The organism is Methyloferula stellata AR4 (assembly GCF_000385335.1).
GTDB lineage: Bacteria > Pseudomonadota > Alphaproteobacteria > Rhizobiales > Beijerinckiaceae > Methyloferula > Methyloferula stellata.
This window is the reverse complement of the sequence record NZ_ARWA01000001.1, coordinates 128,620-144,151: the sequence shown is the minus strand read 5'-3', so window position 1 is coordinate 144,151 and position 15,532 is coordinate 128,620. Positions and strand designations below refer to the sequence as shown.

Annotated in this window: 9 protein-coding genes; 4 read left to right on the top strand and 5 right to left on the bottom strand. The window is 61.1% G+C overall.

Features of this window, described 5'->3' with window-relative positions:
• Positions 1-5 precede the first annotated feature (5 nt).
• Together A3OQ_RS24215 and A3OQ_RS24970 are read right to left on the bottom strand one after the other, a co-directional pair.
• The gene (locus A3OQ_RS24215; RefSeq protein WP_152428263.1) at positions 6-197 is read right to left on the bottom strand and encodes an antitoxin VbhA family protein; all 192 of its coding nucleotides are present in this window, start codon (positions 195-197) and stop codon (positions 6-8) included.
• A gap of 153 nt (positions 198-350) precedes the next feature.
• Positions 351-1,169 carry a hypothetical protein gene (locus A3OQ_RS24970; RefSeq protein ID WP_020173425.1) on the bottom strand — a complete coding sequence of 273 codons (819 nt, stop codon included), beginning with the start codon at positions 1,167-1,169 and terminating at the stop codon, positions 351-353.
• A gap of 266 nt (positions 1,170-1,435) precedes the next feature.
• On the opposite strand from A3OQ_RS24970, the gene hemW reads away from it, so the two are divergent.
• A complete protein-coding gene (hemW, locus tag A3OQ_RS0100690) occupies positions 1,436-2,605 on the top strand; it encodes a radical SAM family heme chaperone HemW (RefSeq protein ID WP_020173424.1) in 1,170 nt (389 codons plus the stop codon).
• Positions 2,606-3,060: 455 nt separating this feature from the next.
• On the opposite strand, the gene gltB is transcribed toward hemW, so the two are convergent.
• Entirely contained in the window at positions 3,061-7,740 is a 4,680-nt protein-coding gene (gene gltB, locus A3OQ_RS0100685) for a glutamate synthase large subunit (protein ID WP_152428560.1), read from the bottom strand.
• A 475-nt stretch (positions 7,741-8,215) separates the two neighbouring features.
• Between gltB and A3OQ_RS0100680 the strand changes: the two genes are divergently transcribed.
• Together A3OQ_RS0100680 and A3OQ_RS0100675 are read left to right on the top strand one after the other, a co-directional pair.
• On the top strand, positions 8,216-9,283 hold the full coding sequence (locus tag A3OQ_RS0100680) for a threonine aldolase family protein (protein WP_020173422.1): 1,068 nt from the start codon (positions 8,216-8,218) through the stop codon (positions 9,281-9,283).
• 102 nt (positions 9,284-9,385) lie between these two features.
• On the top strand, positions 9,386-10,195 hold the full coding sequence (locus tag A3OQ_RS0100675; protein WP_020173421.1) for a hypothetical protein: 810 nt from the start codon (positions 9,386-9,388) through the stop codon (positions 10,193-10,195).
• Between the two features lie 69 nt (positions 10,196-10,264).
• Here A3OQ_RS0100675 and A3OQ_RS0100670 read toward each other — a convergent pair whose 3' ends face one another.
• Positions 10,265-10,732, bottom strand: a complete 468-nt coding sequence (locus tag A3OQ_RS0100670; RefSeq protein WP_026595343.1) for an Hsp20 family protein — start codon at positions 10,730-10,732, stop codon at positions 10,265-10,267.
• A 287-nt stretch (positions 10,733-11,019) separates the two neighbouring features.
• On the opposite strand from A3OQ_RS0100670, the gene A3OQ_RS0100660 reads away from it, so the two are divergent.
• The gene (locus A3OQ_RS0100660) at positions 11,020-11,988 is read left to right on the top strand and encodes an alpha/beta fold hydrolase (RefSeq protein WP_020173418.1); all 969 of its coding nucleotides are present in this window, start codon (positions 11,020-11,022) and stop codon (positions 11,986-11,988) included.
• Between the two features lie 4 nt (positions 11,989-11,992).
• Here A3OQ_RS0100660 and A3OQ_RS0100655 read toward each other — a convergent pair whose 3' ends face one another.
• Positions 11,993-15,499 carry an indolepyruvate ferredoxin oxidoreductase family protein gene (locus A3OQ_RS0100655; protein ID WP_020173417.1) on the bottom strand — a complete coding sequence of 1,169 codons (3,507 nt, stop codon included), beginning with the start codon at positions 15,497-15,499 and terminating at the stop codon, positions 11,993-11,995.
• Between the last annotated feature and the right edge of the window lie 33 nt (positions 15,500-15,532).

The window sequence follows — 15,532 nt, the reverse complement described above, 5'->3', positions numbered from 1 at the left end:
AAGGATCATAATCCCAGAAGGGCGTGGATGCGCGGAGCGATCTCAGTCGCCGGAATTTCGCCGGCGACATAGGCGTCGAAAATCGCGTCGGTTTGCGGATCGCGAAACAGGCCATCGATCCGGTTTTCCGCATCGGCCGTGTCGAGATGCATTTTGCGGTCGGTGCTGGAAGGCGTTTGCGAGGCGTCGGCGGACACGTTTGGCTGGCTCCCCTGAGTCAAAGGCGGGATCAAGCGGCTATCGGAGTTCCTATGCAAGTTCCAGGCAATGCGCCGGAGTGAGAAGTTTCCATTCTTTGCCATGCGCCTCTGCGCACCGGCCTTTACCGTGCGTGTTTTCGCTCCGATGACTCAACGCTGGGTGATCGTGGCGAGTGCGACGAATGTCTGGCTCGGCAAAATTGGCGCAGCGCCGGCCATGATCCGCGGCCGCGCCAGAACCGGCAGCCGTTGCGTATAGGAAAGCGTGAGACTGGCCGGGCGGCTTGGCGGCAGCGGCACGTCGGCGGCCTTGTCTTCGGCCAGGGTCAGCTTCGAATCTGTCTCTTCCTCTGTCCCGCTGAGTTCCTGCGGACGGGCCGGCGGCAAGGGAAAAGCGGCGAAGACCACATCGGACGGTGCGGGTTTGGCCGGCTCGCGCGAAGCCAGTTTGACCGGCTCGCTTGGAACCGGCGGGGGCTGGCTCGCGCCTGTTCTCGACCACGCGTTTGCCACGCTATGCATCATGCCGGAGAGCGAGATGTCCGGATCGACCGGCCGCGGCACGGTCTTGCCGACCGACGCGACCATGATGCGCGGTTCGTTGCAATCCCTGATGCCAAGTTGAATCAATTCGGCGCCCGAGATGACTTTATATTCGCGCGTGAGCGTGCCAAGACGTGCCCGCACCGCGTCGGGATAGGAGTTGAACAGCTCGGACGAAACGCCGTAGTCGCTGATGTGATTTCGGGCATTATAGGCGAGATGGAACTTCAGGATGCTGTTTGGATAGACGCAAACATTCGGCAGGCTGAGCGCCAAAGTGCAGGCCGAACGGCACTCGTGCAGCCTGACTTCCCGATTCTCCTTGCGGTATTCCTCGGTGCGCGCCTGGTATTCGCTGACGAAGCCGCCGACATCTTTCGTGACGACAACCGGCGCCGGCAGAGGCGGGGGGACCAGATAGCTCAAAACGCATCCTTTTACTGGGGGATTTCTCCCTGGATTCTCAAAAACGTGGTGAACGCCGCCTTAACTTTTGGCTAGCATGATGAGACTGGGAATCGCATAATGTCCCACGTATCATTTTGGCACAGGTCTAGCCAAACCTGAGGCCAGCCATGACGGGTGTTTTCGGCAAGCGTATGGCGCGTCTTTTGCCCTCATCACTGTGTCGCGACGAAGGTTGAGTTCTTTTGGATCGGCCCTCTGCCGCGCAATCAGGACATAGAGCGAAAATGGCGAGCCAAACCTATGTTCCGGCGGATCCCGGCTTCGGTGTTTACGTGCACTGGCCTTTCTGCCTGTCGAAATGCCCCTATTGCGATTTCAATAGCCATGTTCGTGCCAATCCGATCGACGAAGAGAGATTTGTCGCAGCCTTCCGCACGGAGCTTGCGCATCGCGCCGCCCTGACAAAAGGCCGCAAGGTCGCCTCGGTCTTCTTTGGCGGCGGCACGCCCTCCTTGATGAAGCCGGAGACGGTTTCAGCCATTCTCGGGGCAATCGCCAAACATTGGACGATCCTGCCCGGCGCGGAAATCACGCTCGAAGCCAATCCGACAAGCGTCGAGGCCGGACGTTTCCGCGGCTACCGTTCGGCCGGCGTCAATCGCGTTTCGCTCGGCGTGCAGGCTTTGAACGATGCCGATCTGAAAGCGCTCGGACGTCTTCATACATCGGCGGAGGCGCTCGCGGCGGTGAAAATCGCGGCCTCGATCTTCGATCGCTATTCCTTCGATCTCATCTATGCACGGCCTGGCCAAACGGTGGAGGCTTGGAAAAACGAGCTGCAAGCCGCGCTGTCGCATACGGCCGATCACATGTCGCTCTATCAATTGACGGTGGAGCCGGACACGATGTTCGAGCGCCTGCGGGATGCGGGAAAACTCAAACTGCCGAATGCCGACAAGGCGCGCGCCCTTTGGGACATCACGCAAGAGATCATGACGAAGGCGGGACTGCCCGCCTACGAGATTTCAAATCACGCGCGGCCGGGCGCCGAGAGCCGGCATAATCTCATCTATTGGCGCTATGGCGAATATGTCGGCGTCGGCCCCGGCGCGCATGGGCGCATTAAGACCGCGAAGGGTCGCCGTGCGCAATCGACCGAACAGCATCCTGAAATGTGGCTGACGGTTGTCGAAACCGACGGCCATGCGCTTGTCGAAGACGAATTGTTGTCGACCGAAGAGCAGGGCGATGAGTTTTTGCTCATGGGCCTGCGGCTGACCGAAGGCATCGAGCCGTCGCGGTTTCAGGCGCTCTCCGGACGCAGCCTCGATCCGCAGCGCATCGCCTCGCTCGTCGAAGAGGGCATGGTGGAATATACGCCGCATGGCTGGCTGCGCGTCAGCCAGGAGGGCTTTCCGCTGCTCGATGCCGTGGTGGCGGATCTGGCGGCTTAAATTTGGGAGTCTAAAAGACGATCATGAGCGGAAGGACAAAGGCCGCCTTTTGCATAAGAGTCCTTATTTGAGCTGCCGTCGTTCTTCCCTATATTTTCATTGCAGATCCAAGCGACGCAGAATTGATCGATGCTTTTTACTGGCCGCTGCGCCGGTCGAAAATTATCGCCAATTGGATCTTACTAATAGTCTTGGTCGTTGTTTTCGGTGCGATAGCTGTCGAAGCTATCGCAAGGGAGCGTTGGTCAAGACTAAAACTGCTTATTGTAGGCCTATGCAGCTTCATACTTTGCACTGTTGCGACCGTTTTACTTAGTGATAAAATTCGAAACTCTATCGTCTTTCGTTGGCCTGATTCCTTGTCGTGACACATACAAGGTACGTCGGCGCGATGATTTGCAGCTTCCCTCATCCCAGGAGCCTCACGAGGTGAGCGTCTTGAAGGATGAGGCAGCTCACCCAGCCGGCGTCAGCGCCTTTTCGTCTTCGGCGATCATTTCCTGCAGCGCGCGTCTATATTCGACGGGCATCACCTTGCGGAATTTCGGCCGGTACTCGTCCCACTTGTCGAGGATGAGCTTCGCCCGCTGCGAGCCCGTATATTTCGCATGGTTCGAAATGAGCTGATGCAGGCGTTCGGCGTCGAAGCGCGTCATGTCGTGCATGATATCGACGAGGCCATGCGAGTCGAGATCGCCGCCCTGATGATATCTCTGCTGCATGAGCTCTTCTTCTTCCGCCATGGGTTCGAGATCGACCATGGCGAGATTGCAGCGTTTTGCGAAAGTGCCGTCTTCGTCGAGCACGTAAGCGATGCCGCCCGACATGCCGGCGGCGAAATTGCGGCCGGTCTTGCCGATGACGACGACGATGCCGCCGGTCATATATTCGCAGCCATGGTCGCCGGTGCCCTCGACCACCGCGACCGCGCCTGAATTGCGCACGGCGAAACGCTCGCCCGCGACGCCGCGGAAATAGCATTCGCCCGAGATCGCGCCATAGAGCACGGTATTGCCGACGATGATCGATTCCTCCGCGACGACTTTCGTGTCGTGCGGCGGATAGATGATGATGCGCCCGCCTGACAGGCCTTTGGCGACATAGTCGTTGGCCTGGCCTTCGAGCTCGAGCGTTACGCCATGGGCGAGCCAGCCGCCGAAACTCTGCCCGGCCGTGCCTTTGGCGAGAATGTGGATTGTATTATCGGGGAGCCCGTCGTGACCATGGACGCGGGCGATCTCGCCCGACAGCATGGCGCCCGTCGTGCGGTCCGTGTTGTGGATGGCGGTCTCGATCCGTATCGGAACACGGGATGTAATGGCGTCCCGCGCGGCTTCGATCAGTTTGCGGTCGAGCACGGCGTCGAGCCTATGGTCCTGACGCGTCGCATGGAAGATTGGGTCGGCGCCGACGGGTTGGGGCTTATGGAAGAGCTTGGAGAAATCCAAGCCTTGCGCCTTCCAATGCGCGACGGCCTTTTCTTTGTCGAGCATCTGCATCTGCCCGATCATTTCGTCGAAGCTGCGATAGCCCATGTCGGCCATCAGCTCGCGGACTTCCTCGGCGATGAAGAAGAAGAAATTGATCACGTGCTCGGGCTGGCCGACGAAGCGCTTGCGCAAGACGGTATCCTGCGTCGCAATGCCGACGGGGCAGGTATTCAGATGGCATTTGCGCATCATCACGCAGCCTGCCGCGATCAAGGGCGCCGTGGCGAAGCCGAATTCGTCAGCGCCGAGCAAAGCCCCGATCACGACATCGCGGCCGGTGCGAAGACCGCCATCAACCTGCACCGCGATGCGCGACCGCAGGCGGTTGAGCACCAAGGTCTGATGCGTCTCGGCAAGCCCGATCTCCCAAGGGGAGCCCGCATGTTTGATCGAGGTCAGCGGCGATGCGCCGGTGCCGCCTTCGAAGCCCGAGATCGTCACATGATCGGCACGTCCTTTCGAGACGCCGGCGGCGACCGTGCCGACGCCCACTTCCGAGACGAGCTTCACTGAGACATCGGCCTGCGGATTGACGTTCTTCAAATCAAAGATGAGCTGCGCCAAATCTTCGATCGAATAGATGTCGTGATGCGGCGGCGGCGAGATGAGGCCGACGCCTTGCGTCGAATAACGCACCTTGGCGATCACGGCATTGACCTTATTGCCCGGCAATTGGCCGCCTTCGCCTGGCTTTGCGCCCTGCGCCATCTTGATCTGGATCATGTCGGCATTGACGAGATATTCGGCCGTCACGCCGAAGCGGCCGGACGCCACCTGCTTGATCGCCGAGCGCATGGAATCGCCATTGGGCAGCGGCTTGAAACGGTCGGATTCCTCGCCGCCTTCGCCGGTGTTCGACTTGCCGCCGATGCGGTTCATGGCGATCGCCAGCGTCGTATGCGCCTCGCGCGAGATCGAGCCGAACGACATGGCGCCGGTCGAGAAGCGCCGCACGATCTGCGCGGCGGACTCGACCTCGCTGATATGGATGGGCTGGCGGCCATCTTCCACAGCTGCCTTCACGCGGAAGAGGCCGCGGATCGTCAGAGGCTGATCGAGCTGGTCGTTGATGAGGTCCGAATAGCGGCGGTAGGTCTCGGCATTATGGCTGCGCACCGCATGCTGGAGCAAGGTCACGGACTCGGCCGACCAGGAATGCGCTTCGCCGCGAATGCGGAATTGATAGTCGCCGCCGACATCGAGCGCATTGCGATAGATCGGCGCGTCGCCGAACGCATCCTTGTGGCGGCGCAAAGTCTCCTGCGCGATCTCCTTGAGGCCGACGCCGCCGATGCGCGTGGCCGTGCCGGTGAAATATTCCGCGACGAACTCTTCCGACAGGCCGACGGCGTCGAAGATCTGCGCGCCGCAATAGGATTGATAGGTCGAAATGCCCATCTTGGACATGACCTTCAACAGACCCTTGTCGATCGACTTGATGTAGCGCTTCACGGCTTCATAGCCGTCGACCTCTTCGGGAAATTCATCCGCCATGGAGGCGAGCGTTTCGAAGGCGAGGTAGGGATTGATCGCTTCCGCGCCATAGCCCGCGAGCAGCGCGAAATGATGGACTTCCCGCGCGTCGCCCGTCTCGACGACAAGCCCGACGGAGGTTCGCAAGCCTTTGCGGATCAGATGATGATGCACGGCGGCGGTTGCGAGCAGGGCGGGAATCGGAATGCGGTCCGGCCCGACCAGACGGTCGGTGAGGATGATGATATTATAGCCGCCTTGCACGGCCTGATCGGCGCGGTCGCACAAACGCGCCAGCGCTTCGGCCATGCCTTCGGCGCCGGTCTCGGCGGCATAAGTCGTGTCGAGCGTCTTCGTGTCGAAGGAGTCCTCGAACGTGCCGATCGAGCGGATCTTGTCGAGATCGCCGTTCGTCAGAATCGGCTGATGGACTTCGAGCCGCTTCTTTTTCGATGAGCCTTCATGATCGAGAATATTCGGCCGCGGCCCGATGAACGACACGAGGCTCATCACCAGCTCTTCGCGGATCGGATCGATCGGCGGATTGGTGACCTGCGCGAAATTCTGCTTGAAATAGGTATAGAGCAGCTTCGACTTCGACGAGAGCGCCGAAATCGGCGTATCAGTGCCCATCGAGCCGACCGCCTCCTGGCCCGTAACGGCCATCGGCGACATCAACAGATAGAGATCTTCGTGCGTATAGCCGAAGGCCTGCTGGCGATCGAGCAGCGAGACGTCGCTGCGCGTTGCGCGCGGCTCGACCGGCTTTTGCTCTTCGAGCTTGATCTGGGTCCGCTTCAGCCATTCGGCATAGGGATGCGATGTCGAAAGCTGATGCTTCATCTCGTCGTCCGAGATGATGCGGCCCTGTTCGAGATCGACGAGCAGCATGCGGCCCGGCTGCAACCGCCATTTGGCGACGATTTTTTCTTCGGGGATCGGCAGCACGCCCGCTTCCGAGGCCATCACGACGAGACCATCGTCGGTCACGAGATAGCGCGCCGGCCGCAAGCCGTTACGGTCGAGCGTCGCGCCGATCTGGCGTCCGTCGGTGAAGGCAACGGCAGCCGGGCCGTCCCATGGCTCCATGAGAGCCGCGTGATATTCGTAAAAGGCGCGGCGCTCCTCGTCCATGAGCTGATTGCCGGACCAGGCTTCCGGGATCAGCATCATCATGGCATGGGCGAGCGAATAGCCGCCCTGCACCAAAAACTCGAGCGCATTGTCGAAACAGGCCGTGTCCGACTGGCCTTCATAGGAGATCGGCCAAAGCTTCGAAATATCGTTGCCAAAAAGGCCCGACGCGACGGACGCCTGCCGTGCGGCCATCCAATTGACGTTGCCGCGCAACGTATTGATCTCGCCATTATGCGCGACGAGACGATAAGGATGCGCCAACTGCCAGGTCGGAAACGTGTTGGTCGAAAAGCGCTGATGCACGAGCGACAGCGCCGTCTCGAACAGCGGGTCCTGCAGATCCTTGAAATATTCGCCGAGCTGCGTTGCGAGCAACAACCCCTTGTAGACGATCGTGCGCGACGACAAAGACACGGCATAGAAGCCGCGCGTATGCGGATCGGCAAGTTTATAAATGCTGTTCGAGATCACCTTGCGCAAAAGGTAAAGCCGCCGCTCGAAGATCGTTTGGTCTTCGATATAGTCGGGCCGTCCGATAAAGACCTGCCGGATGACGGGCTCCGTCGGCTTGACGCTCTCGCCGAGCCCCGTTGAATCGACCGGCACGTCGCGCCAGCCGAGAAAGACGAGACCTTCCTCGGTGGTCGAACGCTCGACGATTTCTTCGATGATTTTGCGGCCGCCCGGATCGCGCGGCAAAAACAGATTGCCGACGGCATAATCGCCCGGCGCCGGCAGCTTGAAGCCAAGCTCGGCGGTTTTCGTCTCGAAAAAGCGATGCGGAATCTGGACGAGCATGCCGCAGCCGTCGCCAGCCTTTGGATCGGCGCCGACAGCGCCGCGATGGTCGAGGTTGAGCAGGATCTTGAGGCCCATCTGGACGAGATCATGCGACTTGCGGTTCTTCATGTCGGCGACGAAACCGACGCCGCAGGCGTCGTGCTCGTTGAGCGGCGAATAAAGCCCCTGCGCCGCGGGCAGGTTCGGGTCGAGGCCCGGCATGAAGCCTGCTTTGGACCCTGGGAGCGCGGCCATAGGTTTCGGCAGCCGGGCCTCGCTCTGGCCCTGCTCATGCTGCTTTCCTTGCTCTGCGCTGCCGCTCATCCTTGGGCTCCGCTCCTTGGCTTTACCTCGCCGGCGCCATACGTATGCCGGGCTTGATTTAAAATGGTCAGTAAAGCTGTCCTATCAATGGCGAAGATTGCAGATTTGATCGGGTTCCACAAGCGGGAACTCGGTTGCCCCGGACCATCGGATGAAAGGTCCCTCATGCTGAGGAGCCGCCAAAGGCGGTGTCTCGAAGCACGAGGGACCGCTCAGCCCAGAACGATCTTTTGCTCCGCTTCTCGCCCTCGTCCTTCGAGACGCTTGTATTCCAAGTCACTTGCGCAACTTGAATACAAGCTCCTCAGGATGAGGGCGAGAAGGCTGGGCGCGGGTGCGTCCTTATCATCCTTGCCTCGTCCAGGAAGACGGGTGAGAAACACGTCCGCTATTTGGAATTGGCCGCATGGATTTTACAAGCGACAATACATTCGGGGCGCACCCGAAAATCCTCGAAGCGATCGTCGCTACGAATTCGGGGCCCGTCGCCTCCTATGGCGAAGATCCTTTCACGCAGAAAGCCGCGGCGCGGCTCTCCGAAATTTTCGAACATGAAACCTCGGTCTTTTTCGTCGCGACCGGCACGGCGGCGAATGCCTTGGCGCTTGGCGCGGTCTGCCCGCCCTGGGGCGCCGTCTTCTGTCACGAAGATGCGCATATCAGCGAAGATGAATGCGGCGCGCCGGAAATGTTTACCGCCGGCGCCAAGATCGTCGGCATTCCGGGCTTTGCCGGTAAAATCTCAACCGCTAATTTCAAAAAGGCTTTGGCGTCCTTTCCGCGTGGCCAGGTCAAGCAGGTTCAGCCCGCCGTTTTGTCCTTGTCGCAATTGACGGAAGCAGGCACCGCCTACGCTTGCGAGGACATAGCGAGCCTTGCCGCGCTGGCGCATGAGGCCGGGCTCAAGGTCCATATGGACGGCGCCCGTTTCGCCAATGCGCTCGTCGCGCAAAATTGCAGCCCCGCTGCCATGAGCTGGCAGGCGGGCATCGACGTGTTGTCGCTCGGCGCGACGAAGAACGGTGCCTTGGCCTGCGAAGCGGTGATCTTTTTCGATCCCGCCATGGCCGAAGCCTTTGCCTATCAACGCAAGCGGTCCGGTCACACGGTCTCGAAGGGCCGTTTTCTCGGGGCGCAAATGCTGGCCTATCTCGACGCGGGGCTTTGGCTCGGGCTCGCGAAGATCGCGAATGATCATGCGGCACGGCTTGCGGCGGGTCTCGCCAAAATACCTGGCGTGCGGCTCCCGTGGCTGCCGGACGCCAATGAGATTTTCGTCATCATTCCGGGCGCGATCGACAACAGGCTGAAGGCGGCTGGAGCAGCCTATTACGAATGGGGCCTGCGCGATTATCCGCCGGAGGTCATCCCTCCGAGCGAAGGAGAGGTCTTCGTCCGGCTTGTCACGTCTTACGCGACGGCTTCCGCCGATATCGACCGCTTGATCGCAATCGCTCAAGGAATCGCCAAGTAAAGCTGCTTGGTGCGCCTTATTCCGACCGACATTTCCCTCGATCTTCGCGCAAGATGCGTAGAATACGTTGCGCGGGTACGTGGGAAAGTGCGGAGGCCTCTAATGAAGCCGGTCAACCCGAGTGATGTCTTGAGCCGATTCAAGCTGAAACGCGGAGCAAGCTTATTGGCTTTGGGCCTTGGCCTTGCAGCGTTGCTCCCGATCGCGGCACAAGCACAATATTACGGGCGCGGATACGGGCCTTACGTCGTTTCCCCATATGGCGGTTATGATGGCGGCGGCCGTTACGTCGTTCCGCCCGATGGGGCTCCGCCGCCACCGCCCGGCCCCTATGGCGGACCTTACGGCGGTCCGCCGCCCTATGGGCCTTACGACGATGCGGGGCCCGGCGGCCCGCCGCCCGGTCCGGCCTACGGCGAGTATGACCCGCCGCGGCGTCCGGGGCCCCGGCCCTTACCTTACGACGGTCCGTCCGGCCCGCCGCCTGCCCAGCACGGCGGTCCATCCGGTTTGCCGCCAGCCCAAGGCGGCGGCGCCGGCCCCGCGTCGCTCGACATGATCCAAGGCCGCATCAAGGCGGCCGGCTACAGGTTGATCGCGCCGCCGCGGCAGAAGGGCAATATTTATCTCGCCGAAGTCGAAGATTCGAAATCGGTGCGCCACCGTCTGGTCTATGATGCCAAGGATGGGCATCTCATTCAAAACATGCCTTTGGGGCCAATCAAAAAACAAGGCGGCCCGCTGCCTTCCGAAGAGAGCAAGGCGCCGAAAGAGCCGGAGCCAGGCAGGGCGGGCGGGCCCAAAGCCAATGAGCCGGTGGCCGACGAGGCGAAAGCCGTGACGCCTCCGCCGGCTCCGCATACGGACGAACCGGCGCCGCCGGCGCCCAGTGCTCCCAACGACGGGAAATGATCATTCTTCCGAAATAAATAAGGGCGCCCTTGAGGCGCCCTTATCGCTGATACCGCGGGAGATACGCGATTAAGCAGCCTTTTGGGTCTCGACGACCTTCGGGGTGGATTTGCCGATCGGAATTTGGCGCGGCTTTTGGGCTTCCGGAATCTCGCGTACGAGATCGACATGAAGCAAGCCGTTCTCAAGGCTGGCGCCCATCACCTGCACATGTTCGGCAAGCTGGAAGCGGCGCTCGAAAGCCCGCGCGGCGATGCCCTGATAAAGCACTTCCTTGGAAGCCGGGTCGCTCTCCTTGCGGACTTCTTTCGAGCCGCGGATCGTCAGGCCATGCTCTTTGGTTTCGATCGAAAGCTCGGCTTCCGAAAAACCCGCGACGGCGACGCTGATGCGATAGGAGTTTTCACCTGTCCGCTCGATATTATAGGGCGGATAAGTTGGCGTGGTCTCATGGCCGGCGGCCTCGTCGATCATATTGAAGAGACGATCGAAGCCGATGGTCGAACGGTAAAGCGGGGAAAGATCGAAGTGACGCATTTGAATATCCTCCTTCAAGAAGCGACATCGAGCTTGCCATCGGCACCCCTCAAGGTAGTCTCCGGCGCCGTCAAAAGCGTGGAAGACCAACTGCGCAGCTCAGCGATGCCCCGATCAACGAAGGCGGACGTGATACGATCGCCGTCATCCGACCGGAGATGCATCTCAGTAAACTGCGCCTAACCAAGATTACCGAGGTCAAGCTTGTCTTGCGCGTCCTATAAGCGGCCCGCGCTACCCTGAATTTGGGTGGCCTTTGGGCCTTTGCAAGAAGGGTTTTTGAAAAAATGGATTTAGTCGGCCTGCCCGAAAATCCGGTGCCGCCGGGCGCGATCATAGTGCCGGTTCTGGCCCAAGACGGGCTGACCTTGCGGGCCGTGCGCTGGGTCGCCTCGACGCCGCGGGGGACGGTGTTCGTCTCGCCGGGGCGCGGCGAATTTATCGAGAAATATTTCGAAGTGGTCGAGGAGCTTCTGACCCGCCACTTCGATGTCGTCGTCATGGATTGGCGCGGCCAGGGCCTGTCGGAACGCGAACTCGCCAATCCGCACAAGGGCCATATCGACGATTTTCTGATCTATGAACGCGACCTCGCGGCCGTCGGGCGGCAAGTGCTCGAAGCCTTCTGCCCGAAACCCTGGTTCGCGCTCGGCCATTCCATGGGCGCAGCCATTCTGCTCGCGCATGCGCATCATGGCGCCGATCTCTTCGAGCGCATGGTGCTGACCGCGCCGATGATCGATCTCTACGGCTTGAGATTTCCGCACCTGGCCCGTGCCTTCGCCGAAGGGCTCGATACGATAGGTCTTGGCGGCACCTTCATTCCCGGCGGCAGCCGGTGGCCGATCACGCGTCATCCCTTCGAAGGCAATGTGATTACCTCCGACCGCACGCGCTATGCCCGCTATGCGGCGGTCGCGGCGGCGGCGCCTGAACTGACGATCGGCGATCCGACCATCGGCTGGGCCAACGCCGCCTTCCGCCTCATGCGGCAATTCGAAGAACCGGATTTCGCGCGCCGCACCATGACGCCGATTTTGATTCTCGCAGCGGGCGCCGATCGCGTCGTGAAGACGTCGGCGACCGAGACCTTCGCGAGCAGGCTGAAGGCGGGACGTCATCTCACCATCCCTTATGCGCGCCACGATCTTCTTTTGGAGAGCGATCCGATCCGCGCCCAGGTCTGGGCGGCTTTCGACGCTTTCGTGCCGGGCACGCAGGAGGCGGCGGTTATCGCGGCGGCGAAACGGGCGTAAAGACCTATTCCGCCGCCAGCGAAACGCTCTCGGGCCCGCGCCGGAACTGCGCGAGAAGCTGCGCTTCTTCCGCTTTGGCGGCGGCGAGGTTCTTCATCTTGACATGACCATAGCCGCGAATCTGCTCGGGCAAGGAGGCCAGTGCGACGGCAATCTCGTGATTCTCGCGCGTGAGGCCAGCGAGGAGCTCGGCTAGAAGCTGCTCGTAGTCGCGGATCAAGGCGCGTTCGGCCCTGCGCTCTTTCGTAAACCCGAAAATATCGAAGGGCATTTTGCGCAGGCCCTTCAGGCCCGCGAGGAATTTAAGTCCCTTCATTGCCCATGGACCGAAGGTGATTTTTTGAGCTTCGCCCCTGGCGTTCCTGCGGGCCAGAAGCGGCGGCGCCATGTGGAACTCGAGCTTCAGGTCACCTTCGAAGGTCAGCGCAAGATCGCGCTCGAATTCGCCGTCCGAGTAGAGCCGCGCGACTTCATATTCATCTTTCACGGCGAGCAGTTTCGCAAAATTGCGCGCGACCGCTTCCGTCAGTCTGGCATTGCCTGGCAGTTTCGCGCGCTCGATGGCGGCGACATGTGAGACGAGGGCCAGATAGCGTTGCACGGTGGCGGCGCCGCCATAGGCTTTGAGATAGGATACGCGGCGCTCGATGATCTCGTCGAGCGTGGCCGCCGCCGGCTGACTGGCTGGGCTCTGCCGCGCCGTGGCGGCGGCTTCGACCGCCTGCGGCTCGACGGCATAGCGCCGGCCCCAGCCAAAGGCCGCTTTGTTCAATTCGATCGCTTCGCCATTGAGTTCGATCGCCCGCAGAATCGAGGCTTCTTCGAGCGGCACGAGGCCTTGCTGCCAGGCAAGGCCGAGCATCATCATATTCGCGCCGATCGAATGGCCGAGAAGGGCTGTGGCCATGCGGCTGGCGTCGAAGAAATGCGTGCGGTTGCCGCCCGCCTGGGAAATGCTGCGTTTGAGCCGTTCGAAGGGCAGCGAAAAATCCGCGTCGCGCGTAATTTCGCCGGGATAGATTTCGGCCGAATTGATGAGGACGCCCGTCTCGTCCTTACGCATGGCGGCAAGAACCTTCGTCGAGCCCGAGACGATGAGGTCGCAGCCGAGAATGAGATCGGCGCTTCCGGCGCCGACGCGGATGGCTTGAATATCGCCGGGCTTGTCGGCGATCTTCACATGGCTGAAAACCGCGCCGCCCTTTTGCGCGAGCCCGGCCATATCGATAATGCCGCAGCCTTTGCCTTCGAGATGCGCGGCCATGCCGATAATGGCCCCGATCGTCACGACACCTGTGCCGCCGACGCCCGTGACGAGAATGCCATAAGGCTTGTCGGCGAGGACAGGTTTTTGCGGTGCTGGCAGCGCCGACGTGATGGACGCATCGGGAGACATGGCTTCGACCTTACGCGGCGTCGCACCATGCACCGTGACGAAGGCCGGGCAGAAGCCTTCGAGACAGGAGAAATCCTTGTTGCAGCTCGATTGATCTATGACCCTCTTGCGGCCGAATTCGGTTTCGATCGGCTGGACTGCGATGCAATTCGATTTGACACCGCAATCGCCGCAGCCTTCGCAAACGCGCGTGTTGATGAAGACGCGGGTATCGGGATCCGGCTCTTCGCCGCGTTTGCGGCGGCGTCTTTTTTCGGAGGCGCAAGTCTGATCGTAGATCAGGACGGTAGTGCCTTCGGTCGCGGCAAGCTGGCGCTGCACCTCGTCGAGATCGAGCCGCGAATAGATCGACGTGCCGGCCGGCCAATGCGTGGAGGCCGCATATTTATGCGGCTCGTCGGTGACGATGGCGATCTGCGTCACGCCTTCGGCCGCGACCTGCCGCGCGATCATATCGACGGTGAGGCCGCCCTCGTGACGCTGGCCGCCGGTCATGGCCACGGCGTCGTTGAAGAGGATCTTGAAGGTGATGTTGACCTTACTCGCGACGGCGAAGCGCAAGGCAAGGCTGCCCGAATGATTATAGGTGCCGTCGCCGAGATTCTGGAACACATGCGGACGCTTCGAGAAGGGCGCTTCGCCGATCCAATTGGCGCCTTCGCCGCCCATCTGCGTATAGCCTTCGGTCGCGCGGTCCATGGATTGCGCCATGTAATGGCAGCCGATGCCCGCATAGGCGCGCATGCCGTCCGGTACATTCGTCGACGTGTTATGCGGGCAGCCGGAACAGAAATAGGGCGTCCGCGACGCGATATCCTGCTGGCTCGCAAACCGGGTCCGCGCGGCTTCGAGTTGGCGCACGCGGCGCTCGAGGTCGGCGTTCGGCGTATATTTTAAAAGCCGCGAGCCGATCGCGAGCGCGATATCGTCGGCGTCGAGCGCGCCGCTCACCGGAAACAGCCAATTGCCTTGTTCGTCTTTCTTGCCGATCAGAATGGGCTGATCGCTCGTGCCGTAGAGATGTTCGCGCACCTGCATCTCGATCAAGGCGCGCTTTTCTTCGACGACGATGATCATATCGAGGCCGCGCGCGAAATCGCGCAGGCCTTTGGGTTCGAGCGGCCAGACGCAGCCGATCTTATAGAGGCGTAGGCCGAGATCATTAGCCCTGGTCTCGTCGATACCAAGATCATCGAGCGCCTGACGCACGTCGAGATAGGATTTGCCCGCCGTGATTACGCCGACGCGGGCACGCGGGCCGCCCGAGAGAATAATCCGGTTCAGCCGGTTGACGCGCAGCCAGGCGAGCATGGCGTCTAGCTTGGCTGTTTGCAGGCGGATTTCCTGATCGAGCACGCCGTCGCGCGGCCTGATGTTGAGGCCGCCTTGCGGCAAAGCGAAATCGGTCGGCACTATCGGCATGAAGCGCCCGAAGGAGGCATCGATCGAGGCCGTCGATTCGACCGTATCCTTCACGCATTTGAGCCCCACCCATGCGCTGGCGTAGCGGCTGAGGGCATAGCCGAGAAGGCCGTAATCGAGAATTTCCTGCACGCCGGCGGGCGACAGGATCGGCATCATCGTATCGACGAACGTGAATTCGGACTGATGCGCCGTGGTCGAGGATTCGGCCGTATGATCATCGCCCATCAGGGCGAGCACGCCGCCGTATCTCGATGTGCCGGCGAGGTTGGCATGACGGAAAACATCGCCTGAGCGATCGACGCCCGGCCCCTTGCCGTACCAGAGACCGAAGACGCCATCGAATCGGCCCTCGCCGCGCATCTCGGCCTGTTGCGCGCCCCAGACGGCCGTCGCTGCGAGGTCTTCGTTGAGGCCCGGCTGGAATAGAATATCGCGGGCTTCGAGCTGTTTTTTCGCGCGCTGGAGATTGAGATCGAGGCCGCCTAAGGGCGAACCGCGATAGCCCGACACGAAGCCAGCCGTCTTCAGCCCCGCGCGGCGGTCGAGTTCCGCCTGCATCAGCAAAAGCCGGACGACCGTCTGCGCGCCGGAAGCAAAAATGCGCTGCTTGGCGAGATCATATTTATCGCCAAGCGAGACGGAGGCGAGGCCTTCGACGATGTCGATTGGTCTGACGACCGCGTCCGTCATCCTGGTCCCCCTGCCGTGCCATGGCGGCATCTT

Coding starts and splice junctions, on each gene's coding strand:
- hemW (WP_020173424.1), top strand. CDS start 1,436: ATGGCGAGCCAAACCTATGTTCCGGCGGATCCCGGCTTCGGTGTTTAC.
- gltB (WP_152428560.1), bottom strand. CDS start 7,740: ATGGCCGCGCTCCCAGGGTCCAAAGCAGGCTTCATGCCGGGCCTCGAC.
- A3OQ_RS0100680 (WP_020173422.1), top strand. CDS start 8,216: ATGGATTTTACAAGCGACAATACATTCGGGGCGCACCCGAAAATCCTC.
- A3OQ_RS0100675 (WP_020173421.1), top strand. CDS start 9,386: ATGAAGCCGGTCAACCCGAGTGATGTCTTGAGCCGATTCAAGCTGAAA.
- A3OQ_RS0100670 (WP_026595343.1), bottom strand. CDS start 10,732: ATGCGTCACTTCGATCTTTCCCCGCTTTACCGTTCGACCATCGGCTTC.
- A3OQ_RS0100660 (WP_020173418.1), top strand. CDS start 11,020: ATGGATTTAGTCGGCCTGCCCGAAAATCCGGTGCCGCCGGGCGCGATC.
- A3OQ_RS0100655 (WP_020173417.1), bottom strand. CDS start 15,499: ATGACGGACGCGGTCGTCAGACCAATCGACATCGTCGAAGGCCTCGCC.